The sequence below is a fragment of the Curtobacterium sp. MEB011 genome (assembly GCF_030209655.1).
GTDB classification, from domain to species: domain Bacteria; phylum Actinomycetota; class Actinomycetes; order Actinomycetales; family Microbacteriaceae; genus Curtobacterium; species Curtobacterium poinsettiae.
In genome coordinates, this window is the sequence record NZ_JARVRN010000007.1 from 400,277 (window position 1) to 423,600 (window position 23,324).

The 23,324-nt window shown below is 71.2% G+C and carries 23 protein-coding genes and 1 tRNA gene; 15 read left to right on the forward strand and 9 right to left on the reverse strand.

The window, feature by feature from the left end; all coding sequences use genetic code 11:
* The first annotated feature begins 67 nt into the window (after window positions 1–67).
* From QRN30_RS11315 to secA, 3 genes are all read left to right on the forward strand, one after another.
* Complete coding sequence (locus QRN30_RS11315) at window positions 68–730, forward strand: ComF family protein (protein ID WP_259552770.1); 663 nt, start codon at window positions 68–70, stop codon at window positions 728–730.
* A 159-nt stretch (window positions 731–889) separates the two neighbouring features.
* Window positions 890–1,606 carry a ribosome hibernation-promoting factor, HPF/YfiA family gene (gene hpf, locus QRN30_RS11320; RefSeq protein ID WP_284761097.1) on the forward strand — a complete coding sequence of 239 codons (717 nt, stop codon included), beginning with the start codon at window positions 890–892 and terminating at the stop codon, window positions 1,604–1,606.
* Between the two features lie 171 nt (window positions 1,607–1,777).
* Window positions 1,778–4,558, forward strand: coding sequence for a preprotein translocase subunit SecA (gene secA / locus QRN30_RS11325; protein ID WP_284761098.1), 2,781 nt, complete (start codon window positions 1,778–1,780; stop codon window positions 4,556–4,558).
* 89 nt (window positions 4,559–4,647) lie between these two features.
* Here the strand turns inward: secA and QRN30_RS11330 are convergent, their stop codons facing one another.
* Entirely contained in the window at window positions 4,648–5,088 is a 441-nt protein-coding gene (locus tag QRN30_RS11330) for an Rv3235 family protein (protein ID WP_052481754.1), read from the reverse strand.
* Window positions 5,089–5,206: 118 nt separating this feature from the next.
* Between QRN30_RS11330 and QRN30_RS11335 the strand changes: the two genes are divergently transcribed.
* Window positions 5,207–6,709, forward strand: coding sequence for a sensor histidine kinase (locus tag QRN30_RS11335; RefSeq protein ID WP_042538784.1), 1,503 nt, complete (start codon window positions 5,207–5,209; stop codon window positions 6,707–6,709).
* Between the two features lie 173 nt (window positions 6,710–6,882).
* On the opposite strand, the gene QRN30_RS11340 is transcribed toward QRN30_RS11335, so the two are convergent.
* Complete coding sequence (locus QRN30_RS11340; RefSeq protein WP_017888820.1) at window positions 6,883–7,131, reverse strand: WhiB family transcriptional regulator; 249 nt, start codon at window positions 7,129–7,131, stop codon at window positions 6,883–6,885.
* Window positions 7,132–7,392: 261 nt separating this feature from the next.
* On the opposite strand from QRN30_RS11340, the gene QRN30_RS11345 reads away from it, so the two are divergent.
* The gene (locus QRN30_RS11345; RefSeq protein ID WP_284761099.1) at window positions 7,393–7,824 is read left to right on the forward strand and encodes a hypothetical protein; all 432 of its coding nucleotides are present in this window, start codon (window positions 7,393–7,395) and stop codon (window positions 7,822–7,824) included.
* A 79-nt stretch (window positions 7,825–7,903) separates the two neighbouring features.
* Here the strand turns inward: QRN30_RS11345 and bcp are convergent, their stop codons facing one another.
* Window positions 7,904–8,374 (reverse strand): thioredoxin-dependent thiol peroxidase, encoded by a 471-nt coding sequence (bcp, locus tag QRN30_RS11350; protein ID WP_017888822.1) that lies wholly within the window; start codon window positions 8,372–8,374, stop codon window positions 7,904–7,906.
* Between the two features lie 95 nt (window positions 8,375–8,469).
* On the opposite strand from bcp, the gene QRN30_RS11355 reads away from it, so the two are divergent.
* Window positions 8,470–8,542 (forward strand) — tRNA-Lys (locus tag QRN30_RS11355).
* A 138-nt stretch (window positions 8,543–8,680) separates the two neighbouring features.
* On the opposite strand, the gene QRN30_RS11360 is transcribed toward QRN30_RS11355, so the two are convergent.
* A complete protein-coding gene (locus tag QRN30_RS11360) occupies window positions 8,681–9,331 on the reverse strand; it encodes a YigZ family protein (protein WP_056071084.1) in 651 nt (216 codons plus the stop codon).
* 100 nt (window positions 9,332–9,431) lie between these two features.
* On the opposite strand from QRN30_RS11360, the gene QRN30_RS11365 reads away from it, so the two are divergent.
* The 7 genes from QRN30_RS11365 (at window position 9,432) to QRN30_RS11395 (ending at window position 14,560) form a co-directional block, all read left to right on the forward strand.
* On the forward strand, window positions 9,432–9,872 hold the full coding sequence (locus tag QRN30_RS11365; protein WP_017888824.1) for a hypothetical protein: 441 nt from the start codon (window positions 9,432–9,434) through the stop codon (window positions 9,870–9,872).
* Window positions 9,869–10,330 (forward strand): ImmA/IrrE family metallo-endopeptidase, encoded by a 462-nt coding sequence (locus QRN30_RS11370; protein WP_159556636.1) that lies wholly within the window; start codon window positions 9,869–9,871, stop codon window positions 10,328–10,330. The genes QRN30_RS11365 and QRN30_RS11370 overlap by 4 nt, the downstream gene beginning before the upstream one ends.
* Window positions 10,327–11,253 carry a hypothetical protein gene (locus tag QRN30_RS11375; protein ID WP_274008063.1) on the forward strand — a complete coding sequence of 309 codons (927 nt, stop codon included), beginning with the start codon at window positions 10,327–10,329 and terminating at the stop codon, window positions 11,251–11,253. Before QRN30_RS11370 ends, QRN30_RS11375 begins: the two co-directional genes overlap by 4 nt.
* 157 nt (window positions 11,254–11,410) lie before the next feature.
* A complete protein-coding gene (locus tag QRN30_RS11380; protein WP_017888827.1) occupies window positions 11,411–11,623 on the forward strand; it encodes an SCO4848 family membrane protein in 213 nt (70 codons plus the stop codon).
* A gap of 149 nt (window positions 11,624–11,772) precedes the next feature.
* Window positions 11,773–12,450, forward strand: a complete 678-nt coding sequence (locus QRN30_RS11385; RefSeq protein WP_284761100.1) for a response regulator transcription factor — start codon at window positions 11,773–11,775, stop codon at window positions 12,448–12,450.
* Entirely contained in the window at window positions 12,443–13,852 is a 1,410-nt protein-coding gene (locus QRN30_RS11390) for a sensor histidine kinase (protein ID WP_159556632.1), read from the forward strand. Before QRN30_RS11385 ends, QRN30_RS11390 begins: the two co-directional genes overlap by 8 nt.
* A gap of 48 nt (window positions 13,853–13,900) precedes the next feature.
* Window positions 13,901–14,560, forward strand: coding sequence for a PepSY domain-containing protein (locus tag QRN30_RS11395; RefSeq protein ID WP_284761101.1), 660 nt, complete (start codon window positions 13,901–13,903; stop codon window positions 14,558–14,560).
* A 10-nt stretch (window positions 14,561–14,570) separates the two neighbouring features.
* Here the strand turns inward: QRN30_RS11395 and QRN30_RS11400 are convergent, their stop codons facing one another.
* Both QRN30_RS11400 and QRN30_RS11405 read right to left on the reverse strand, forming a co-directional pair.
* Window positions 14,571–14,870: a hypothetical protein gene (locus QRN30_RS11400; protein WP_284761102.1), complete on the reverse strand. Its 300-nt coding sequence runs from the start codon at window positions 14,868–14,870 to the stop codon at window positions 14,571–14,573.
* Between the two features lie 79 nt (window positions 14,871–14,949).
* Entirely contained in the window at window positions 14,950–16,494 is a 1,545-nt protein-coding gene (locus tag QRN30_RS11405) for an amino acid permease (RefSeq protein ID WP_284761103.1), read from the reverse strand.
* 138 nt (window positions 16,495–16,632) lie between these two features.
* On the opposite strand from QRN30_RS11405, the gene QRN30_RS11410 reads away from it, so the two are divergent.
* A complete protein-coding gene (locus tag QRN30_RS11410) occupies window positions 16,633–17,802 on the forward strand; it encodes a mechanosensitive ion channel family protein (RefSeq protein WP_056070955.1) in 1,170 nt (389 codons plus the stop codon).
* Between the two features lie 188 nt (window positions 17,803–17,990).
* Here QRN30_RS11410 and QRN30_RS11415 read toward each other — a convergent pair whose 3' ends face one another.
* A complete protein-coding gene (locus QRN30_RS11415) occupies window positions 17,991–18,179 on the reverse strand; it encodes a hypothetical protein (protein WP_042538771.1) in 189 nt (62 codons plus the stop codon).
* Window positions 18,180–18,272: 93 nt separating this feature from the next.
* Here QRN30_RS11415 and QRN30_RS11420 point away from each other — a divergent pair, with 93 nt between their 5' ends.
* On the forward strand, window positions 18,273–19,424 hold the full coding sequence (locus QRN30_RS11420) for an SLC13 family permease (RefSeq protein WP_042538770.1): 1,152 nt from the start codon (window positions 18,273–18,275) through the stop codon (window positions 19,422–19,424).
* Window positions 19,425–19,442: 18 nt separating this feature from the next.
* Here QRN30_RS11420 and QRN30_RS11425 read toward each other — a convergent pair whose 3' ends face one another.
* The gene (locus QRN30_RS11425) at window positions 19,443–20,414 is read right to left on the reverse strand and encodes a magnesium transporter CorA family protein (RefSeq protein WP_284761104.1); all 972 of its coding nucleotides are present in this window, start codon (window positions 20,412–20,414) and stop codon (window positions 19,443–19,445) included.
* Window positions 20,415–20,528: 114 nt separating this feature from the next.
* Window positions 20,529–23,282 carry a zinc ribbon domain-containing protein gene (locus tag QRN30_RS11430; RefSeq protein WP_284761105.1) on the reverse strand — a complete coding sequence of 918 codons (2,754 nt, stop codon included), beginning with the start codon at window positions 23,280–23,282 and terminating at the stop codon, window positions 20,529–20,531.
* Between the last annotated feature and the right edge of the window lie 42 nt (window positions 23,283–23,324).

Below are 23,324 nucleotides of genomic sequence, written 5' to 3' on the forward strand. Positions count from 1 at the left end.
GGAGGCCCGTCCACAGCCCGGCACACCGGCCCACCGCCGTCGTCCGGTCACCGCCACGATCGTGGTCGTGCCCCCTGACGACGCCCCCACCCCGTGGCGTGACGCCCTGCTCGCCGTGCTCGGACTGTTCCTCCCCGTCGCCTGCCTGGGCTGCGGCCGCCCGGACCGCGCACTCTGCCGGCCGTGCCGCGCGGCGCTCGACGCACGCCCCGGGCGCGTCCGGCTCGTCGCCGGCGTCCGGCTCGACGCCGCCTTCGAGTACGAGGGGCTGGTCCGCACCCTGGTCCTCGAGCTGAAGCTGCGCGGCCGGGTCGACGTCGCCCGTCCGCTCGGTGGCCGGTTCGGTGCACTCGTCCGGACGGCGCTCGCCGCGGCACCGGACGGCACCGTGGTGCTCCGCGTCCCGCCGTCCCGTGCGGGTGCCCGGCGCCGCGGGTTCGACCCGGTGGTGCTCCTGCTCGCCCGCGGCGGTGTCCGGCGGACGGGGCGGCTCGTCCGGACCCGGGCCGGACGCCGGGGTGCGGGGCCCGGGCAGAAGGAACGATCGGCGGTGGAGCGGGTCGCCGCCACCGTCGGCACCCTGCGCGCGGTCGGGGTCGCCGGCCGCCACGTGGTGCTCGTCGACGACGTCGTCACGACCGGCGTGACGATGGCCGAGGGTGTCCGCGCCGTGCGGTCGGCGGGTGGTCGGGTGGTGCGCTGCGTCGCCCTGGCGAGCGTCGACGACTGACGGCTCCGTGAACACCCGGTGTCCACTGTGCGTCCGGTGAGTGTCCGACAGACTCGCCGACGCCCCGTGACGCCGAGGGTGCGCCGGGTCTAGCCTCGCGGCAAGGCGTTCGGGTCGCCGGACGGAGGCGACGCGCCGACACTGGATGGGAGCCGCCACATGGACGTGACGATCACGGGCCGGAACGTCGGGGTCACCGACCGTTTCCGCACCTACGTCGAGCAGAAGTCCGAGAAGATCGACGTGCTCGCCGACCGCGCCCTCGCCTTCGAGGTGCGCATCAGCCGCCACCACGAGAAGTCGAGCGGCAGCCAGGGCGAGGACCGCGTGGAGCTCACGCTGATCGGGCCGGGGCCGCTCGTGCGGGCCGAGTCCGCGGCGTCGGACAAGTACGCCGCCTTCGACCTCGCCTTCGCGCGGATCATGGAGCGCCTCCGTCGGGCGCGTGACCGCCGCAAGGTGCACCACGGCCGCCACCGTCCCACCTCGGTCGCCGAGGCCGCCGGCAGTGCGTTCGACGGCATGGGTGTCGTCCCCGCCGACGGCAAGCTCATCGAGGAGGTCGCGACCGGTGCGGTCCCGGTCGTCGACCAGGACACCGCCGAGGACGAGAACGAGGTCTACAGCCCGGTCGTCATCCGGCACAAGGTGTTCGAGGCCGCCCCGATGACGGTCGACGACGCCCTGTACTACATGGAACTCGTCGGGCACGACTTCTACCTGTTCCTCGACGCGGAGACCCGTCGTCCGAGCGTCGTCTACCGACGCAAGGGCTGGGACTACGGCGTGATCGGGATCGACGAGGTGCCCGCCGGCCAGGCGCAGGCCTCGGCCACGGCGGACTCCGACGCGGAGCGCGCAGCGGCGATCGCCTGACGTCCTCGCGGAGCCTCCGGTTCCGCTCCGTGTGCGCGGTCCGTTCGCGGGCCGCGCACACCCGTGTCCGCGACAGCCGCGGCGCTCACAGCGCCGAGCGTTCGCGGGTTGCTAGCATGACTGGTCGATCGGGCGTGCAGGTCGCGCGCGACGACCCCGTAAGGAGTTCACGTGGCAAACGTGCTGGAGAAGGTCCTCCGCATCGGCGAAGGACGAACCCTCCGTCGGCTGAAGGCGTACGCCTCGGCCATCAACGACCTCGAGGACGACTTCTCGAGCCTCACCGACGAGGAACTCCACGACGAGACCAAGGAGCTGCGCGAGCGGTACGCCAACGGCGAGACCCTCGACGACCTCCTGCCCGAGGCGTTCGCCGCCGTGCGTGAAGCCGCGAAGCGCACCCTGGGCATGCGGCACTTCGACGTGCAGCTCATGGGTGGCGCGGCCCTGCACCTCGGCAACATCGCCGAGATGAAGACCGGTGAGGGCAAGACCCTCGTCGCGACGACCGCCGCGTACCTCAACGCGATCCCGTCGCGCGGCGTGCACGTCATCACGGTCAACGACTACCTGGCCTCGTACCAGTCCGAGATCATGGGCCGCGTCTTCCGCGCGCTCGGCATGACCACCGGCTGCATCATCGCGAACCAGAGCCCGCCCGAGCGTCGCGAGCAGTACGCCGCCGACATCACCTACGGCACGAACAACGAGTTCGGCTTCGACTACCTGCGCGACAACATGGCGTGGCAGGCCTCCGACATGGTGCAGCGCGGCCACTTCTTCGCCGTCGTGGACGAGGTCGACTCGATCCTCATCGACGAGGCCCGGACGCCGCTCATCATCTCCGGTCCGTCGTCGGGCGAGGCCAACCGGTGGTTCACCGAGTTCGCCTCGATCGCCACGCGCCTGACCCCGGGCGAGGACTACGAGGTCGACGAGAAGAAGCGCACCGTCGGCGTCCTCGAGCCCGGCATCGAGAAGGTCGAGGACTACCTCGGCATCGACAACCTGTACGAGTCGGCGAACACCCCGCTCATCTCGTTCCTGAACAACTCCATCAAGGCCGTCGCCCTGTTCAAGAAGGACAAGGACTACGTCGTGATGAACGGCGAGGTGCTCATCGTCGACGAGCACACCGGCCGCATCCTGATGGGCCGCCGCTACAACGAGGGCATCCACCAGGCGATCGAGGCCAAGGAAGGCGTCGAGGTCAAGGCCGAGAACCAGACCCTCGCCACCGTCACGCTGCAGAACTACTTCCGCCTGTACCAGAAGCTCTCCGGCATGACCGGTACCGCCGAGACCGAGGCGGCCGAGTTCATGTCGACCTACAAGCTCGGCGTCGTCGCCATCCCGACGAACAAGCCGATGCAGCGCATCGACCAGACGGACCTCGTCTACAAGAACGAGAAGTCGAAGTTCGAGCAGGTCGCCGAGGACATCGCGGAGCGTCACGAGAAGGGCCAGCCCGTCCTCGTCGGCACCACGAGCGTCGAGAAGTCCGAGTACCTGTCGAAGCTCCTCGCCAAGCAGGGTGTGAAGCACGAGGTCCTCAACGCGAAGAACCACGCCCGTGAAGCCGCGATCGTCGCCCAGGCCGGTCGCTTCGGCGCCGTGACCGTCGCGACGAACATGGCCGGTCGTGGTACCGACATCATGCTCGGTGGCAACGCGGAGTTCCTCGCCGTGCAGGAGATGCACGCCAAGGGCCTGTCGCCGACCGAGACCCCCGACGAGTACGAAGCCGCGTGGGACGACGTGTTCGCCCGCGTCAAGGCCGAGGTCGAGGAAGAGGGCGACAAGGTCCGCGCAGTCGGCGGCCTGTACGTGCTCGGCACCGAGCGCCACGAGTCGCGACGCATCGACAACCAGCTGCGTGGTCGTTCCGGCCGCCAGGGTGACCCGGGCGAGAGCCGCTTCTACCTGTCGCTGACCGACGACCTGATGCGCCTGTTCAACTCCGGTGCCGCCGAGAGCCTGATGGGCCGCTCGAACGTCCCCGACGACCTGGCGATCGAGAACAAGCTCGTCGGCCGCGCGATCCGGTCCGCCCAGGCGCAGGTCGAGGGCCGCAACGCCGAGATCCGCAAGAACGTCCTGAAGTACGACGACGTCCTGAACCGTCAGCGTGAGGCGATCTACAGCGACCGCCGCCACATCCTCGAGGGCGACGACCTGCACGACCGCGCGCAGGCCTTCCTCAAGGCGGTCATCGACGACGTCATCGACACCCACACGGGCGAAGGCTCCCCGGACGACTGGGACCTCGACGCCATGTGGACCGAGCTCGGCACCCTCTACCCGATCTCGATCTCCATCGACGAGGTCATCACCGAGGCCGGCTCGAAGGGCAAGGCGTCGCGAGACTTCCTGGCCCGCGAGATCCTCTCCGACGCCAAGCTGGCCTACCAGCGGCGTGAGGAACTCCTCGGCGACGAGGCGATGCGCGAGCTCGAGCGTCGTGTGGTGCTCTCGGTGATCGACCGCCGCTGGCGCGACCACCTGTACGAGATGGACTACCTGAAGGACGGCATCGGCCTCCGCGCGATGGCGCAGCGTGACCCGCTGGTCGAGTACCAGCGCGAGGGCTACGCACTGTTCCAGACGATGATGGGGCAGATCCGCGAAGAGTCCGTCGGCTACCTGTTCAACCTCGAGGTCCAGGTGCAGTCCGACGGCGAGAACGCGGTCATCGAGGCCAAGGGGCTCGGCGAGGACGAGGTCTCCGGCCTCGAGTACTCGGCACCGTCCATCGACGGCGAGGTCGAGGTCCGCGACGAGAAGGGGCGCCTCGAGCAGGCCGCCACCGCTCGTGCGCAGCGCGCCCAGGCCGAGGCCGAAGCGGCTGCCGAGCCGGAGCAGGGCTCCGCGTTCGGCAACGCGGCCACGGCCTCCGGTCAGGCCGCGGCGAGCAACCGCGCCGAGCGTCGACAAGCCACCAAGAAGAACTAGCGTCCCGCGCGCGAGCGCTGCGTGCCGCCTGCCGGATCGGAGGCCCGTGGCGGCGCCGCCACGGGCCTCCAGGTCGGCAGCGGGCGCGCCTACAGGACGCCGATGGCGGTCGCCTGCCACCGACCGTGCCGCGTCTCGAGCCGCATCGCGACCGCTCGCGCGTGGCTGCGCGTGTGCACGATGACCGTTGCCTCTGCGACGCCGTCCGCGGGGCGGCAGACCCGGACGCTGCCGACCCGGAGCACCGGGCGCCCTCGGGCCCGCTGGCCGGATCCCCGGGCGTGCGCCGCCACCGCGGCCCGCTGCTGCAGGTGTCGCTGCACGTCGTCGCTGATCCACCGGGCGATGCTGTCGACCTCGCGTGCCCCGGTGAGCACCTCGGCGACGCAGAGCCCGAGCGCCCGAGCGGTCGACTCGGGCTCCGGGGGACCGGACGCCGCGGCTGGTTCCGGTGCCGGTTCCACGATCCGCAGGGGCGGTGGGTGCACCGCCGTCGTCTCGTGATCGATGCGGCGTGCCTGCTCTGCCACCCCTGCCCCTTCCGTCGTTGGAGCGAGCGTATGGGGCGTACGACATACGAAATACAACGCTGTCTACCCTGTGGAGAGGGCGACGTTCTCCACAAGGCGGCGGACCTAGACTGGCTGGGTGTCGACCCTCAGTGACCTCGTCCTCGCGCAAGGCCGTTCCTCGGAAGCAGACGTGGAGTGGCTCCACCTGCTCGTGGGGGACTGGCAGCTCCTCGCCGACCTGTCCTTCGCCGACATGGTGCTCTGGGTCCCGACCGCCGAGGACGGCTCGTTCGTGGCCGTCGCGCACGCCCGCCCGAGCTCCGCGGCGACGCTGTTCTACCGGGACATCGTCGGGCAGGAGATCCGCGAGGAGTGGCGCGGCCAGGTGACCGAGAGCTTCGCTGGTTCCCGCGTCGTCGACTCCGCCGAGCCGGACTGGTACGAGGACACCCCGACCCGCGTCCGCGCGATCCCGGTGCTCCGCCGCCTGAGCCCGAAGAGCGCCGAGACCACCGAACGGCCGATCGCCGTCGTGACCCGGCACTCCAACCAGGACGAGATGCGGACCCCGAGCCGCCAGGAGCTCAACTTCACCGCGAGCGCGAACGACCTGTTCGGCATGATCGCGACCGGTGACTTCCCCGACCTCGGCGCACCGGCGGGCCCCCGCCGTGGGGCGCCCCGCGCCAGCGACGGCCTGCTGCGCCTGGACACCGCCGGCACCGTGACGTTCGCGAGCCCGAACGGCCTGAGCGCCTTCAACCGGATGGGCTTCGAGGGGGAACTCGAGCGGAAGTCCCTCGCCGAGGTCACCACCGAGCTCATCGGCGCCCAGCTCGACGTCGACGAGTCCCTGCCGCTCGTGGTCACCGGCCGGGCGCCGTGGCGGGCCGACATCGAGTCGAAGGGCGTCACGGTGTCGCTCCGCTCGATCCCGCTCCGCGACCACGGTGAGCGCATCGGCGCCATCGTGCTCTGCCGCGACGTGTCCGAGCTGCGGCACCAGGAGCGCGAGCTCATCACCAAGGACGCCACGATCCGCGAGATCCACCACCGCGTGAAGAACAACCTGCAGACCGTCGCCTCCCTGCTGCGGATCCAGGCACGACGCACACACTCGGACGAAGCGCGGACCTCGCTGCAGAACGCCATGCGCCGTGTCGCCGCCATCGCCGTCGTGCACGACACGCTGTCGAGCGGCCTCAGCCAGACGGTGGACTTCGACGAGGTGTTCGACTCGGTCCTCAAGTTGGTCACCGAGGTCGCCGCGTCGCACAACACGACCGTGCACCCGAAGAAGACCGGTGAGTTCGGGGTGCTGCCCTCCGAGGCCGCGACGCCGCTCGCCCTCGGCCTCACCGAACTCGTGACGAACGCCGTCGAGCACGGGCTGGACGGCCGCGACGGTGAGGTCGAGATCGTCGCCCGCCGTTTCGACGACCACCTGGAGATCGAGGTCCGCGACAACGGCGTCGGGCTCCCCGAGGGCAAGGTCGGGTCGGGCCTCGGGACGCAGATCGTCCGCACGCTCATCCAGGGTGAGCTCGGCGGCACCATCGACTGGCACACGCTGACGGGCAGCGGCACCGAGGTGACGATCAGCATCCCGTTCCGCTGGCTGACCGCCCCCGCCGCCTAGTCCGAGCGCCGCACAACACCGGTGTTCACCGGTCGAACACCCGTGTCCGGGTGTTCGATGCGTGAACACCGGTGTTTTGCATGACGACCCCCGCGCATGCCGATCCCCGCGCGCACGACGACGCCCGCCGTCCCCGAAGGGACGACGGGCGTCGTGGTGTCAGACGATCGGGGTCAGGACGCGCGGCGGGCGCGAGCGGCGCGACGCTTCAGCGCACGACGCTCGTCCTCGCTGAGACCACCCCAGACACCCGAGTCCTGGTTGTTCTCGAGTGCGTACTGCAGGCACATCTCGGTGACCGTGCAACGCGCACAGACCGACTTGGCCTTCTCGATCTGGTCGACGGCGGGCCCGGTGTTCCCGACGGGGAAGAAGAGCTCGGGGTCTGCGGTGAGGCAGGCAGCCTTGTCACGCCAGTCCATGTGTGGTGCTCCTTGATGTCGATGCTCGAACGGCAGGCCGGGGCCGTGGTTCGGGGGATCGGAACGCTGACCATGCATGCGGCATGGAGGGGACAACTGTGGGGAGGAGTCCGCATGAAGCGAATCTGACGCCCGCGAGACGCTCGGGGGAGGAGCGATGAACCACGGGAGACGCACACCACATCGTGCCGTCCAAACGACCTCCAATATCGTTCCATACTGGTAGGGCCAAATCAAGGGTTCCGATGCTGGAGGATCACTGTGCACGACGACACCCCGAACGACACCGAACCCTCCGCCCCCTTCGCGCGCCGGTCGCCGGCGATGCTGGGGTTGCTCGTCGTGGTCGGCCTCGAGTTCCTCGCACTGGCGGTCGTGACCGTCGTGTTGGTCGTCGAACTGCTCGTCGCGCCGGCCACGAGCATCGCGTCGGGCATCGCCCTCACCGTCCTCGTCGCCATCGCTGCGCTCTGGCTCGGTGCGCTGCTGAACGGCCTGTGGCACGGCCGGTCGTGGGTGCGCTCGGGCATCATCGTCTGGCAGGTCCTGCAGGGCGCCATCGCGATCGGAGCGTTCCAGGGCGTCTTCCGGGTCGCCGCGGTCGGCTGGGTGCTGCTCATCCCGGCCCTGCTCGGCATCACGCTGGTGCTGTCGCGGTCGGTGACGGCCGCGCTCGCGCGCCCGGTCGAGTAGACGGTCTGGTCCGCCACACACAGGAGGCCCGGTGCCGGTTCTCGGAACCGGCACCGGGCCTCCGGTGCGTGGCCGGCTCTCAGACCAGGCCGAGCTTCTTCCGCAGGCTCGCCACGTGCCCGGTGGCCTTGACGTTGTAGAGCGGCAGCTGCACGGCGCCGTCCTCGCCGACCACGATCGTGGAGCGGATCGTGCCGGTGACGATCTTGCCGTAGTTGTTCTTCTCGCCCCAGGCTGCGTACGCCTTGTGCACGGCGAGGTCGGGGTCGCTCAGCAGCGGGAAGGTCAGCGCCTGCTCGTGCTGGAACGTCTTGAGCTTCGCCTGGTCGTCCTTCGAGACGCCGAGCACCTCGTAGCCGGCGGCCTGCAGCGAGGACATGTTGTCGCGGAAGTCACAGGCCTCGGTGGTGCAGCCCGGGGTGGAGGCCGCCGGGTAGAAGTACACGATGACCTTCTTGCCGCGCAGGGCGGCCAGGGAGTGCTGGACGCCGTCCTGGTCGGGCAGCGTGAAGTCGGGGGCGGTGTCGCCGGGGACGAGACGGTCGGTCATGGTGCTCCTGTTCGCGTCGTGCGCCCGCGAGTGGTCGTGGGCGCGCGAAACCCATGCTATTGTTGATTCCCGTTGCGGCACGGAAGCCGGAACATGCACCTCTAGCTCAATTGGCAGAGCAACTGACTCTTAATCAGTGGGTTCTCGGTTCAAGTCCGAGGGGGTGCACCGCAGGACGAACGCCCCGGCTCATCGAGTCGGGGCGTTCGTGCGTTCCAGGGGTCTTCGCGCTCCGGCACCTGGACACGCCCGAGGTGCGCCGGAGCGCAGAAGTCAGTCCGGACCGGGCTTCGGTCGGACCGGACGTCAGCCGGTGGGGACGTTAACGATCCGTTCCTCGCCGACGACGGGTTCGAGCGCGCCGGCCGACGCCGCGGCGAGGTCGGCGGTCAGCGCCCCGAGCGCGTCGTGGGGGACCCACACCTCGAAGGTCGCCGCCTGCCCGTACTCGGTCGGGCCGAGCGTCGCGTGGTGGTGCCGGACCCAGTCGCGCAGCACGTTGTCGAGCCGCCCGGCATCGGCGTGGTCGACGTCGAAGCGCACCTGCGTCAGGGCCTCGCGACGAACGGGCACGGCGGTGTCGAGCGCTTCGGAGACCGAGGTCGAGTAGGCCCGGACGAGCCCGCCCGCGCCGAGCTTCACCCCGCCGAAGTAGCGCGTGACGACCACGACGACGTCGGTCAGGTCGCGGCGGCGCAGGACCTCGAGCATCGGGACGCCGGCCGTGCCCGAGGGTTCCCCGTCGTCCGAGGAGCGGGCCTGGTCACCGAGCACGCCCGTGACCATCGCCGTGCAGTTGTGCCGGGCGTCCCAGTACCGTCGGCGGACCTCGGCGATCACGCGGTCGGCGTCCTCGACGCCGGACACGGGCGCCACGGTGGTGATGAAGCGCGACTTCGTGATGACGATCTCGTGCTCGACGCGTGCCGCGACGGTGGCGGGGAAGCGGCGGGGCATGCCCACGAGGGTAACGGCGCGGTGTCGGGTGTCCGCGCTAGCATGGCGTCCACGCGCCGGACCGACACCCCGCGCGGACACGGCTGGGGAGGAGTCCGAGATGGACACGGGTGATCTGAAGGGCGGGGCGCTCGACGCCGCCGAGCTCGCGCGCCGCCTCAACCTGCTCCTCGACTTCGAGGAGTCCCAGCGCGGTGCCCCCGTGCCGTTCGCCTCGATCGAGGAGTACGTCGCGGCCCACGGCGGCTCCCTGTCCCGGGCCAAGTGGACCTACATGCTCTCCGGCGACGGCCGCCGCAACCGCGACACCGAGCTCCTGCGCCTGCTGGCCGGGTTCTTCGAGGTCGACGAACGCTTCCTGCTCGAGGACAGCGAGGTACCGGAACGCATCGGCGCCCAGCTCGCCCTCGTCCGGTCCCTGCGGTCCGCCCGCGTGAGCGGCTTCGCGGCGCGGACCTTCCCCGGCGAACTGTCGCCCGACGCGCTCCGACGCATCGCCGAGGTGCTCGAGGAGGAATCGCAGCGGGGGAGCGTCGCATGACCGACGCGCTCGTCGACGCGTTCTGGGCTCGTGGTGCGGCAGAGGGCTGGTCGGACGTCGACCAGGCCGTCGCTGCCGCGGCCGACGTCGTCGGCAAGCCGATCGTGGTGCGCGAGGAGTCGTTCCTGGCTGCCGAGCCCGTCTGCGGCTTCGTGGCCACGCTCGACCACGCGCACCTCGTGATGATCTCGCCGACCGCGTCGCCGACCTTCCGGTCGTTCGTCATCGGCCACGAGCTCGGCCACGTCCTGCACCGGCACCAGGAGCACGCCCCGCAGAGCGCCTACATCCGCGACGTCATCCCCGACCTGCCCGAGTACAAGGTCGAACGGGCGCTGGCCCGTGGGCTGTTCTCGAACACGTACGAGCACGAGGCCGAGGTCTTCGCCGACCGCCTGGCCACCGTGATCCGCCAGCACCGCGGCCGCCCGAGTGCCTTCCGCGGGGTCTTCGGGTGATCATCGCCGTCGTCCAGGCGGTGCTGCTCCTCGTCGGGACGATCGTGCTGCTGGTCCTGCAGCGCGGGCAGGACCGCACCCTCGCGTTCACGTTCCTGCTCTTCGCCGCCACCATCGTCACGAACGTCGACCCGCTGTACCGCTGGCTCGATCCGCGGCTGGGTGGGTTCAACGTCGTGACCGTGATCAGCGACTGCCTCATGGTGGCCGGCACGAGCACGCTGCTGTGGGGCGTGGCGAAGGCGGTCGGGGCGGCACGACCCTGGCTCCGGAACGCGGTCCTGGTGTCCTTCGTGGTGGTGATCGTGGTGGTCCTCGTCGCGTTCACCGTGCTCGACAAGCCCGCGACCACGACGACCTTCATGCTCGACGCCGGTTCGCACCCGGCGGCCACGGTCTACTCGATCGCGCAGACCGTCTACCTCGGTGTGGCACTCGGCGCGACGGGGTTCATCTGCGTGCTGCGCCTGCGTGAGGCCCGGACGACCACGGACCTGGTGGGGTTGTGGGTCCTGATCCTCGGCGGTGTCCTCGGGGTCGTCCGCATGGTCGTGGTCGTCGTGATGGACGTCGCCCACGTCGTCGGCGACCTGCAGGTCACGCACGCGCTCTCGCTGCCCTACGACGTCACCACGCCGGGAGCGGTGCTGTGCGTGGCGTCCGGGATGCTCCTGCTCGTGTTCGGGCACCGGATCTCGCGCCGACGCCGTGCCCGCAGGGTGGACGCCGCGCTGCAGCGTCTGGCGCCCCTGCACGAGCGGCTCGGGGTGGACAACGCCTACCCGCCGACCGACGACCCCGCGACGCTCCTCAGCCGCCGCATCGTCGAGATCAACGACGGGGTCCGCGGTGCACGGGCGTCCCTGACCGAGTCGGAGCGTGCCGTCCTCGCCGATGCCGAGGCCGCCCTCGAGACCGCGTAGCCGTTCGGTGCTCGACGCTGTGGGGCATGCCGTGTACAGTCTGTAGCAAGTGCTACAGATCCTGTGGCCTCGCCGGGTCGGGACTCGGCCGCGTTGGGGGCGGCCGAGCACCACCTGCCCGGTCTCGTCCCGGTCGTGGGTTGTCTAGGATCGGACCGTGCTCGTCTTCGCCGCAGTCGTCCTGTTCCTCGGTGCCGTGTTCAACGTCATCACCTGGCCGCGCTTCTTCCAGCGCGTCGCGAAGGACACGCGTGCCCGTGACGCCGCCGGCAAGCCGACGACGTTCTACACGGTGCACCTCGTGCTCCTGCTCGTCGCGCTCGCCATCGCCGTCGCCTCCGTCATCGCGGGGATCCTGCTGCTGGTCTGAGCCCGCGCAGGCGGGCCGCGCGGCCCTGGTCCGGACCACCGCCGGACAGGAGGCGCGTGGCGGTGCCGCCACGGGCCTCCCGTCCGCCCCTGGCCACCATCGCGGCCCGCTTCAGCCCTGCTTCAGCGGGACACGGCAGGATCGGTGCCATGCGTGTGCTGGTGGTCGACGACGAGGTCCGGCTCGCCGACGGGGTGCGCCGCGGGCTCGAGGCCGAGGGGTGGGCGGTCGACGTCGCGAACGACGGCGTGGACGGCGTGTGGCACGCGCGGGAGTTCCGCTACGACGCGATCGTGCTCGACCTGATGATGCCCGGCCTGAGCGGCTGGGCCGTGTGCGCCCAGCTCCGTGCCGACGGTGACTGGACCCCCGTGCTGATGCTGACCGCGAAGGACGGCGAGTGGGACCAGGTCGAGGCACTCGACGCGGGGGCCGACGACTACGTCACGAAGCCGTTCTCGCACCCGGTGCTCGTCGCCCGGCTCCGGGCGCTCGTCCGCCGCGGCGCACGGGAGCGCCCCACGGTGCTGACGCTCGGCGACCTGGTGGTCGACCCCGCGGCGCGCACCGTGGCCCGGGGCGGGACCCAGGTCGAGCTGACGAGCCGCGAGTTCGCCGTGCTCGAGTACCTCGCACGGCACCCGGGGCAGGTGCGGTCGAAGCGGGACGTCATCGAGAACGTCTGGGACGTCGACTTCGAGGGGGACCCGAACATCGTCGAGGTGTACGTCGGGCACCTCCGCCGGAAGCTCGACCGGCCCTTCGGGCGTGCCGCGATCGAGACGGTCCGCGGCGCCGGGTACCGGTTGGCGGCCGACGGTGGCTGACGGGTCGAGCCCGGGCACGCGTCCCGGCGCGCCGACCCGACCACGGCGCTTCCGGTCGGTCCGCGCCCGGACCACCCTCGGCGCGGGGCTCGTCGTGCTCGCGGCCCTGGTCATCGGCGCGGTGGCGTTCGTCGTCGTGCTGCGGCTCGTGCTGCTCGACGGCGTGCGCACCTCGGCCGAGGCCGGGCTCGAGCAGGTGTCCTCCCGGGTCGAGGCGGACGGCGCGTCCGCGGTCACCGACTACGAGGACGTCCTGGTGCAGGTGATCGGCGACGGCGGAGCGGTCCTGGCGCACGGCGAGGACGCCGACGGCGACGCCCTGCCCACCGCCGACGAGTCCCGGTGGTCCCACGACGGTGAACGGTGGCTGCTCGTCGCGGACGACGTGGACCTGCCGGGCGGCGGCGAGGCGACGCTCGTCTACGGCGCCTCGCTCGACCAGGCCGACACCGCGGTCCGCACCGCCGTCGCGCTCCTCGCCGTCGGGGTGCCCGTGCTCGTGCTGCTGCTGGTGGCGGTCACCTGGGCCGTCACCGGGCGGTCGCTGCGGCCCGTGGAGCGGATGCGCACCGAGGTCGAGACGATCCGTGCCGCCCACCCGGACGCCCGGGTCGAGGTGCCGGACACCGGTGACGAGGTCGCGCGGCTCGCGACGACGATGAACGCGATGCTCGACCGCCTCGACCGGTCCGCGGAGAGCCAGCGGCGGTTCGTCTCCGACGCCTCCCACGAGCTCCGGTCACCGATCGCGTCGATCCGGCAGCACGCCGAGGTCGCCGTCGCCCACCCGGAACGCTCCGACGTGGCCGACCTCGCCGACGTCGTCAGGTCCGAGGCGGTGCGCCTGCAGGACCTCGTCGCCGGGCTCCTCGAGCTCTCCCGCCTCGACGAGGGCGGGATCCGGGCACGGCGCCCCGTCGACCTCGACGACCTCGCCCTCGACGCCGTGGCCCGCGCACGAGCACGGGCCACGACCGGGGCAGAGGCCGGGGCCTGGTCCGGACCGGACGGCGCCGTGCGCGCGGTCCGGGTGGACGGCTCGGCGATCTCGGCGGCGCGGGTCCTCGGCGACGAGCGCGTGCTGGCCGGAGTGGTCCGGAACCTCGTCGACAACGCCGTCCGGCACGCGAGCACCCGCGTCGCAGTCTCGCTCACCGAGCACGACGGGTCGGCGGTGCTCACGGTGGACGACGACGGCGCCGGCGTGCCCGAGGGCGAGCGGGAACGCGTCTTCGAGCGGTTCGTCCGTCTCGACGAGGCCCGCAGCCGCGATGCGGGCGGCGCGGGCCTCGGACTCGCCATCGTGCGGGACGCCGTCCGTGCGCACGGTGGTGACGCGACCGTCGTCGCGTCGCCGCTCGGCGGCGCCCGGTTCGTCGTCCGCATCGCACTCGGCGGCTGAACAGGTCGCTTCAGGCCTGCTTCAGCACCCCGACGAGATGCTCGTCACATGAACTTCCGCACCCAGCACCAGAAGCCCGCCGCCCGCCGCATCGCCGCGTTCGCCGCCCTGCCGATCGTGGCGGCCCTCGCCCTCACCGGTTGCGCCAGCGACGACTCCGACGACGACACGGGCTCGGCCGGCTCCGGCTCGGTCGGCTCGTCGGCCACGGACTCCGCCGGCAGCGGCAGCGGCACCGGCTCGTCCTCGCCCGGCGCGGCGGCGGTCGGCTCGAACAAGGCCCTGCTCGCAGCGGTCGCCACCGCACGCGGCGAGGTCGGCTCGGGCACCGTCATCTCGGTCGAGCAGGAGCAGGGCGCCTCCGCCTACGAGGTCCTCGTCGTGACGAAGGACGGCACCGAGCACGAGGTGCACACGAACGCCGACGGCACCTCGGTCGCCGGCGCCCCGCAGACCGAAGCCGGCGACGCGGACGACACGGCCGAGCACGAGCGCTTCGTCGCAGCCGCCGACCTGAGCGTCAAGCAGGCCGTCGACGCCTTCCAGGACCTGCACGCCGGGACCGTCACCGAGCTCGGGCTCGACGACCACGTCGGCACGGTGGTCTGGGAGGGCGACGTGCTCGACTCGTCCGGCACGAAGCACAGCGTGCGCATCGACGCCGGCTCCGGTGACGTCGTCACCGACCGCGTCGACACCGACGACTGACCCTGCGGCCTCAGGACTCCAGCGGGGGCCCGAGCACCTTCCGGATCGCCAGCGCAGCGAGCTGCTCGTCCGGGGTGTCGAGCAGCACCCGGTAGGTCTCCTGCTCCGCGACGAACTCGACGCAGACCGCGTCCTCGTCGCACGGCCCGAGGCGCCACCCCTGCAAGGCGTCCATCGGCACCACCGTGCGTGCCTCGCGCTGGTAGTCGGTCTCGGCCTCGAGCCGGTCCGCGAACACCCGGAGGCGTCCGAACGCACCCCGCCAGCTGAGCTGCAGGTCGAGGGTGGGGGAAACAGAACGGTCCGGCACCCGCTGATGGTAGCGACGGGTGCCGGACCGTTCGTGATCGCGCGGTGCGGCCTTGCGTTCCGGGGACAACCGGGGCGTGCTAGACCCCGTCTCCGTTCCGGTCGTCGTCACGGCGGACCTGGGCAGCCGGGTTGCGGACGCCGATCGGGTACGGACCCGTGACGCCCTCGCGCAGGGCGGCGATGCGCAGGATGCGGTCGCGCTGCAGGAACCAGCCGACGATGAGCAGCGGGATGATGACCACGAGGGACGCGATCGTGTACGTGCCGACCGGGTAGTCGATCGCCATCAGGACGATGACCGAGGCGAGGAACGCCAGGGTCAGCCAGGCGGTGACCGGAGCGCCGGGCAGCTTGAACGAGGGTTCCTTCGCCAGACCCTGCTTGGCCCACTGGCGCAGCCGTATCTGGCACAGGATGATCGTGCCCCACGCGGTGATGATGCCGAGGCTGGCGATGTTCAGCGCGATCTCGAACGCCTGCTTCGGGACGAAGTAGTTGAGCACGACACCCGCGACGGTGAAGGCCGCCGTGAGCAGGATGCCGGCGTACGGCACACCGCCCTTCGACATCTTCGTGGTCCACTTCGGCGCGGACCCGTTCATGCCCATCGAGTGCAGCGCCCGGCCGGTCGAGTACAGGCCCGCGTTCAGCGACGACAACGCGGCGGTGAGCACGACGAAGTTCATGATGCCGCCGACGATCGCGCCGACGTGCGGGTTGCCGAGCGACGAGAAGAACGTCACGAACGGGCTCTCGCCGTCCTTGTACGAGGTGTACGGCAGCAGCAGGGAGAGCAGGACGATCGACCCGACGTAGAACACCGCGATGCGGAAGACGACGGAGTTGATCGCACGCGGGATGACCTTCTCGGCGTTCTGCGTCTCACCCGATGCCGTGCCGACGAGTTCGATCGCGGCGTAGGCGAAGACGACGCCCTGGATCACGATCACCGCGGGGAGCAGCCCCTTCGGGAACAGCCCGCCGTTGTCACCCCAGATCGTGAACCCGGTCCGGACGGCCTCGCCACCGGCCTCGACGGGGAACGCGAAGACGAGCCAGACGATCGCGACGACCAGGAACGCCACCAGCGCGGCGACCTTGATCAGGGCGAACCAGAATTCGAGCTCGCCGAACACCTTCACGGCGACCATGTTCGCCGCGAGGACGACGATCAGGGCGATCAGTGCGAGCAGCCACTGCGGCGCCGCGGTGAAGGCGGACCAGTACTGCAGGTAGATCGCGACGGCGGTGGTGTCGACGATGGAGGTCATCGCCCAGTTCAGGAAGTACATCCAGCCAGCCGCGTACGCGAACTTCTCGCCGTAGAACTCTCGGGCGTACGAGATGAAGGACCCCGAGGACGGCCGGTGCAGCACGAGCTCGCCGAGTGCACGCAGGATGAAGAAGGCGAAGACGCCGGCGACCAGGTACGTCAGCGCGAGCGCGGGGCCCGCGGTGTGCAGTCGTGCGCCGGCACCCAGGAAGAGCCCGGTTCCGATCGCGCCGCCGATCGCGATCATCTGCAGTTGCCGGGGCTTCAGACCGTGCTGGTAGCCCTCCTGCTCGTGCGAGAAGTCGTTCGCCGGCGCTCGGTTCACACCCGTGTCGTTCTGCGCTGTCATGCGCGACAACCTACATGCGCTCCGGACCGGGCCGTCACGCAAACCCCCGTTCCGACGAACGGAAGCTGCTGAACGTCCGCACAGCCGACGGCGGCCCGAACCTGAACGACGGCCGTCGTCCGTTGCTTGCATGGAGGGATGGACATCCTCCTCCGACTGCTCGTCGCGACCGGGTTCGCCCTGCTCGTCACCGCCGTCGTCGCCCTCGTCCTGCACCTGGTCCTGCGGGCGGTCGCGCGCCGGGAACGCTGGGCCGGCGTGCTCTCTCGCCGGACGAAGCACCCGTTCCGGACCGTGCTGCTGGTGGTGCTGCTCTGGATCGCGTTCACCTCGAGCATCCCGCGGGACCCCGACGCCTACCCGTGGCGGGACGAGGTCGTGCACGGCTTCCTCATCGTCACGATCGCGGTCGGCTGCTGGCTCGCGTGCCACGTCGCGATCTTCCTCGAGGACCTCGGGCTGCACCGCTTCCGCATCGACGTGCCCGACAACCGGCAGGCACGCCGCATCCGCACCCAGGTGCTCATCATCCGCCGGCTCACGGTCGCCCTGCTCGTCATCATCGCCGTCGGAGCGATCCTGCTGACCTTCGACGGGGTCGAGGCGGCGGGCGCGAGCGTGCTCGCCAGCGCCGGCCTCATCTCCGTCGTCGCGGGCCTCGCCGCGCAGTCCACACTCGGCAACGTGTTCGCCGGCATGCAGCTCGCCTTCTCCGGGTCGATCCGGGTGGACGACGTCGTCGTGGTCGAGCAGCAGTGGGGGCGGATCGAGGAGATCACGCTGACCTACGTCGTCGTGCACCTGTGGGACGACCGGCGGTTCGTGCTGCCGTCGACGTACTTCACGAGCACCCCGTTCGAGAACTGGACGCGGACCGGCAGCGAGCTCCTCGGCGCCGTCGAGTTCGACCTCGACTGGCGGGTGAGCCCGGCCGACATGCGCGCCGAGCTCGACCGGATCCTCGAGACGTCGACGATCTGGGACCGCCGGGTCAAGGTGCTCCAGGTCACCGACGCCGTCGGGGGACTGGTCCGCGTCCGCATCCTCGTGACGGCGCCGGACGCCGGCGGCCTGTTCGACCTGCGCTGCTACGTCCGCGAGGAGATGGTCGAGTGGATCCAGCGCACCCACCCGGATGCCCTGCCGGTCCAGCGGGTGCAGCTCACCGAGCCGACCGCACCGGCCCTGCGCCGACGCGGACGCGGTCGCGCGACCGAGGGCGACTCGCAGCTGTTCGGCGACGACGAGCGCGGAGCGCTCTTCACCGGACCGATCCAGACCTCCGGCATCCCGGATTCCGAGCGCTGACCCGGTTGCGGCACCGGTTGCCGTGGACGGCACGGAAGACGGACGGGAGGCCCGGTGCCAGCTGGCACGCCTCCCTCGCAGGCTCGGTCGGCGCGCCCCGCGCAACGCTTCGCGTCGCCGCTGAGCGGGGCGCGCCCGTCCGTCCGTCCGTCAGCGGGTCGCGACCGCGGCCCCTTCGGCCTTCCGACCTACTGGCGCGCCTTGACGGCGCGGTCGTCCTCGACGACCGTGCCGATGGCCACGATGGTGGTGGCGATCCACGCGACCCAGGTCAGCGCGAGCCGCCAGTCACGCGGTCCTTGTCGGGTGGTCTGCAGCACGCTGTAGCCGCTGATGAGCGAACTCCACACCGCACCGTTGAACATGAACTTGCGCACAGAGGCCTCCTGTCGTCGTGCTGACAACGCTACCGGCCCGTACATTGGAGCGCCGCCGGTCACCCGGCCGCGGCACCGGGTGAAGGAGCGTTCGTGCGTCAAGCGGTCATCGGAGCGGCCCTGCTCGTGGTCGGCGCGGTCTGCGTCGTGTTCGGGTTGCTGCCCCTCGACGACCTCGCCGTGCTCGCCGACCGGGTCCTGCCGGTCCTCGGGTTCGTGCTCGGGCTGACGATCGTCGCCGAGCTCGCTGCGGACGCCGGGGTCTTCGACCGCCTCGCCGACGTCGCCGCCCGGGTCGGTGGCGGGCGCACCATCGGCCTCTGGGGCGCGGTCGTCGTGCTCGCCGTCCTCTGCACCGTCTTCCTGTCGATCGACACCACCGCGGTGCTCCTCACCCCCATCGTGATCTCGCTCGCACGGCGCGTGGGTCTGCCCCCGATGCCGTTCGCGCTGACCACCGTCTGGCTCGCGAACACCGCGTCGCTGCTGCTGCCGGTGTCCAACCTGACCAACCTGCTCGCCGTCGACCGGATGGGGCTCGCCGGCCCGCTGGCCTTCGCCGGACTGATGGCCTGGCCCGCGGTCGCCGGTGTGGTCGTGCCGTGCGTCGTCCTGCTGGTGGTGTTCCGGGGCAAGCTCTTCGGCCGCTACACGCCGGTGTCCGTCCGCAAGCCGAGCGACCCGGTGTCCTTCTGGGCTGCCTCCGCCGTGCTCGTCGCGCTCGTCGTCGCCCTGACCGCCGGGGTGACCGTGTGGATCGCCGCGGTCCTGGCCGCCGTGGTGCTCGTCGTGGTCGCGGCCTTCCGGTCGCCGTCCGAGCTCCGGGTGTCCCGCGTGCCGTGGTCCACCCTGGTGTTCGCCGCCGGGCTCTTCGTGGTGGTCGAGGCGCTCCACACGACCGGCATCACCGACCCGATCGTGCACGCGCTGCAGGGTGGAACCGGCACGGGGCCGCTGCTGCTGCTCGGTGGTGCCGGCGCGGTGGCGGCCAACGGCATCGACAACCTGCCAGCGTACCTGGTGCTCGAACCAGCTGCCGGGCACGAGGCCCTGCGGTACGCGGCACTGCTGATCGGTGTGAACGCCGGTTGCCTCATCACGCCGTGGGCCTCGCTCGCGACGCTGCTGTGGCACGCACGGCTGTCGGCCGAGGGTGTGCACCTGTCGTGGGGCCGGTACATGGCGCTCGGGTGCATCGTGGCGCCGCTCACCGTCGTCGCCGGGGTCCTGGCGCTCGCCCTCTGACGCGGGCGGGGCCGTCGCTCAGAGCCAGTCGCGGGTCTTGAAGACGCGGTAGAGCACGAGCGACGACGCGGTGATGATCGCGAGCGACGCCCAGAGTCCGCTCCAGGCGCCCTCGCCCGGGAACGCGACGTTCTGCCCGAAGAAGCTCGTCACCCCGGTCGGGATCGCGATGATCGCCGCCCAGCTCGTGACCTTCTTCATCACGGTGTTCTGCCGGTTCGACGCCAGGTTCAGGGTCGTCTCCAGCACGCTCGACACGGCGTCGCGGAGCTGTTCGACCGAGTCGGCGATCGAGACGAGGTGGTCCTCGACGTCGCGGAAGTAGGGCCGGATGCCGTTCGAGATCGTCTCCGCGTCGCCGTGCAGCAACGACGCGACGCTGTCCCGCGTCGGCACGACCAGCCGCCGGAGCACCCCGAGGGTCTTGCGGAGCCGGAACGACCGTCGCTGGACCTGCTGCTCACGGGGATCGCCCGGCTCGAACAGGTCGTCCTCGAGCGCATCGATCTGCCGCTCCAGGTCCTCGACGGTGTCGGTGGCCCGGTCGACGACGGCGTCCAGCAGCGCCCACACCAGCCACGGCACGCCGTGTCCGGCCATGTCGGCGTTCGCGCTCAGACGGTGCTCCATCCGGACGGTGTCGACGTCGGACCCGTGGATCGTGACGAGGGCGCGTTCCGTCACGAACGCCTTGACCTCGTGCGTGATCAGGTCACCGGCGTCGTCCGTGCCGCCCACGTCGTAGACGACCAGGAACAGGCTGTCCCGGTACCGGTCGAGTTTCGGGCGTTGGCCGTGCTCGACGGCGTCCTCGACGGCGAGGGCGTGGATCCCGAGTTCTTCCTCGATCTGCTCGAGGTCGGCCGACGTCGGGTCGGTGTGGTCGATCCACACGAAGGCGTCCGGGTCGGCGACGAGGTCGGAGATCCGGTCGACGGGGAAGTCCCGCTCGACCGTGTCGCCCTTGCACCACGCCCGTGTCCTGACCATGTCCGTCAGCCTACTGAGACGGCCGACCCGCGAGGATCGCGGGTCGGCCGTCGTGGTGCCGGGGAGTCGGTGCAGCGACTCCCGTTCAGCCTGAGCCGATCAGTCGGCTCCTGCTCAGTACGCCGAGACGAGCTTGCCGTCCTCGACCTTCAGGTACTCGCTCACGCTGAACGAGTCCTCGCCGCGCTTCTTGTCACCGAGGTAGGACTTGTAGTCGTACGAGACGCTCCCGTCCTTCGTGCTCGTCACCATCACGGTGCCGGAGCGTGATGCCTCGACCTCCAGCTCGGGCATCGACGTGACGTCGTACCGCACGCCGCCGTCGGCGTCGTACGGTCCGTACCAGGGGCAGCCGCTCAGGGCGCGGAGCTCGGTCTTCTCGGCGCAGTCGTCGATCAGGTCGGACACGTACTGCTCGGCGTCCTGCTCGAGGGCCTTGGTGGCCTTCGGCGCGAAGTCGACGTAGCCGGACGAGACCGCCCCGACGCTCACCTTCTCGGTGCCGCCGGTGAAGTACTTCGACCCGCCGACCGAGACCTCGTAGCTGCCGGGGTAGGCGAGGGACGTGAACTTGCCGTCGCTGATCTTCCCGATCTCCTTGCCGCCGACGGTCACCGGTGCACCCTCGAGCACTTCGGACGCCGTCAGGGTCACCTGCTGGGCGAGCGGCTGCGTGACACGCCACTCGTCCTTCACCAGGAACGAGGTGCCGGTCCGGCGCAACGTCACCTGACCGGAGCGGTTCTTGCCGTCCTGCGTGTAGCTCAGGGTGGCGATCGCCGAGTCCCCGGTCTGGGCGACCCGCCCGACGTGGATGTCGGACGGACGGTCCTTCGCGCTCCGCAGCACCTTCGTGTCGAGCATCGCGGCGTCGTCCGGCACGTCGCTCAGGTCGGCGGCGGTGTCGGCGTCACCGCTGGCGATGGCCTGCACGTACGACTTGACCGTCGGGGCCGGGCCCCACACGTTGGCGCGGAGGACGCTCGTCGTGACCGCACCCGCGACGACGACCACGATCACGGCACCGCCGGCGATGAGCGAACGGACCAGGATCTTCTTGGCCCGCGGGGACATCGGGGCGGGGGCCGGGGCGCCGCCGCCGATGAACGGCTGCGACCCGTACGCCGGCTGACCACCGGACGCCGGCTGCGCCCCGTAGGGCGGCAGGTTGCCCGCGCCGTAGGGCGGCTGCGACCCGTACGCGGACTGCGGGGCGGACCTGGACGGCGGGTACGGCGCCTGCTGGTCGGCGGCCGGGGGAGTGGTCCACGCGGCGGCAGCCGGATCGCCGGCAGCCGCCGGAGCACCCGATGCACCGGGAGCATCCGGCACACCGGGCGCGGCAGGCGCACCGGGAACGGTCTGGTCGGCGGGAGCCGCCGGGGCAGCGGGCATGCCCGTGTCGGCGGGGGCTGCGGCCGGGAACGCCTGCGGCACCACGGGGCGGGGGTCCGCCCCGACCACACGCGACGTGCGGAGCACCACGGCACCGCCGAGACGGGGCAGGAGCACCGGAGCCAGGTACCGGGCGACGACCTCGATCGCGCCACCCCACAGGGCGAAGACGATCGGCGTCCAGGGCGCGATGCCGATCGACCCGGACCCGTCCACCGAACTCGTGCTGCTCACCTGGTACGAGACGACCCCGGTGCCGAGGACGAAGAACAGCAGGCCGAGGGCGAACCACACGAGCGGCGTGACGACCCAGTCCAGCGTCGAGCGCATCCGGTCGTTGCGGCGGACGGCGAGTGCGAGCCCGGCCACGATCGAGGTGACGACGACGAACAGCACGACGAGCCAGGTCCAGCCACCCGCTCCGCCGAACACCGAGGCGGTGTCGCTGGCGGACCCGAAGCCGGACGTGCCCACACCACCGAAGAACCCGAGCGCCGTGAGCCCGATCGCGACGTTGCCGAGCAACAGCGGCAGTGCGGAGCCGTAGGAGGGCTGGGCGATGAGCGCGACGACGATGACGACGACGGCGACCAGCACGACGAGGACCGTCAGCTGCGACGCGGCGACGCGGAGCGTGCCGAGCAGACGGACGGCGAAGACGCTGCGACCGGCGAGCACGGAGGGCCGAGCGAGGAGCGCCGCCAGGGCACCGATGACGAACGCCCCGAGGATGCTGCCGACACCGACGGCGTGCACCGGCTCGATGACCGCACCGGACACCGACGGGAACCGGATCGCGAACAGTGCGGCCGCGACGTTCGTGAGCACCGTGGTCACCAGACCGGAGACCACCGCGGTGACGAGCACCTGGGAGCGACCGAGTGCACGGCTGCGGATCCGCCGGGTGAGCACGACGGCCAGCACGACCTGCGCGGCGAGCACCAGCGCCGGCACCACGGCGAGCGAGCCCGATCCGGAACCGAGGAACCCGATCGACCCGGACAGGTGCAGCCGGCCGAGGTCGGCGAGGGCGACGAGCTGCGCCGGCGCACCGAGCAGGACGCTCACGCCGGAGAGCAGGGACTCCACGTCGGGGGCCTGACCCGCGCCGAGGTCGGTGCCGGACCCGGTGGACGGAGCGGCCGAACCGCTGCCGCCGGACGCGAGCAGCCCGACGGTGATGAGCAGGGAGAGCCCCGCGACGACGTAGGCCGCGACCCAGCCGCCGACGGCGGCGAGGACGGCCGCCAGCCAGTCGCGACCGGACACGGACCGCAGGAAGCGACCGAACGCATCGGACGGCTGCGCGGCGGGGGCGGGCTGACCCGGCCACTGCTGCGGGCCTCCAGGCTGCTGTTGCTGCTGCCAGGCGGGCTGGCCGTTCCAAGCCGGCTGGCCGGGGCCGGGCTGGCCGCCGGGCTGGCCGCCGGGCTGCGACGGCGGGACGGGCTGGTTGGGCGGGTTCTCGCTCACGGCTGGGGGTCCTCTCCGACCGGGAGGCCGGCGCCGCACTCC

Bases quoted from the DNA above. Each gene is read 5' to 3' on its own strand.
- QRN30_RS11410 (WP_056070955.1), top strand. From the start codon at position 16,633: ATGGACATCCTCCTCCGACTGCTCGTCGCGACCGGGTTCGCCCTGCTC.
- QRN30_RS11385 (WP_284761100.1), top strand. From the start codon at position 11,773: ATGCGTGTGCTGGTGGTCGACGACGAGGTCCGGCTCGCCGACGGGGTG.
- bcp (WP_017888822.1), bottom strand. From the start codon at position 8,374: ATGACCGACCGTCTCGTCCCCGGCGACACCGCCCCCGACTTCACGCTG.
- QRN30_RS11405 (WP_284761103.1), bottom strand. From the start codon at position 16,494: ATGACAGCGCAGAACGACACGGGTGTGAACCGAGCGCCGGCGAACGAC.
- QRN30_RS11365 (WP_017888824.1), top strand. From the start codon at position 9,432: ATGGACACGGGTGATCTGAAGGGCGGGGCGCTCGACGCCGCCGAGCTC.
- QRN30_RS11360 (WP_056071084.1), bottom strand. From the start codon at position 9,331: ATGCCCCGCCGCTTCCCCGCCACCGTCGCGGCACGCGTCGAGCACGAG.
- QRN30_RS11425 (WP_284761104.1), bottom strand. From the start codon at position 20,414: ATGGTCAGGACACGGGCGTGGTGCAAGGGCGACACGGTCGAGCGGGAC.
- QRN30_RS11395 (WP_284761101.1), top strand. From the start codon at position 13,901: ATGAACTTCCGCACCCAGCACCAGAAGCCCGCCGCCCGCCGCATCGCC.
- hpf (WP_284761097.1), top strand. From the start codon at position 890: ATGGACGTGACGATCACGGGCCGGAACGTCGGGGTCACCGACCGTTTC.
- QRN30_RS11340 (WP_017888820.1), bottom strand. From the start codon at position 7,131: ATGGACTGGCGTGACAAGGCTGCCTGCCTCACCGCAGACCCCGAGCTC.
- QRN30_RS11370 (WP_159556636.1), top strand. From the start codon at position 9,869: ATGACCGACGCGCTCGTCGACGCGTTCTGGGCTCGTGGTGCGGCAGAG.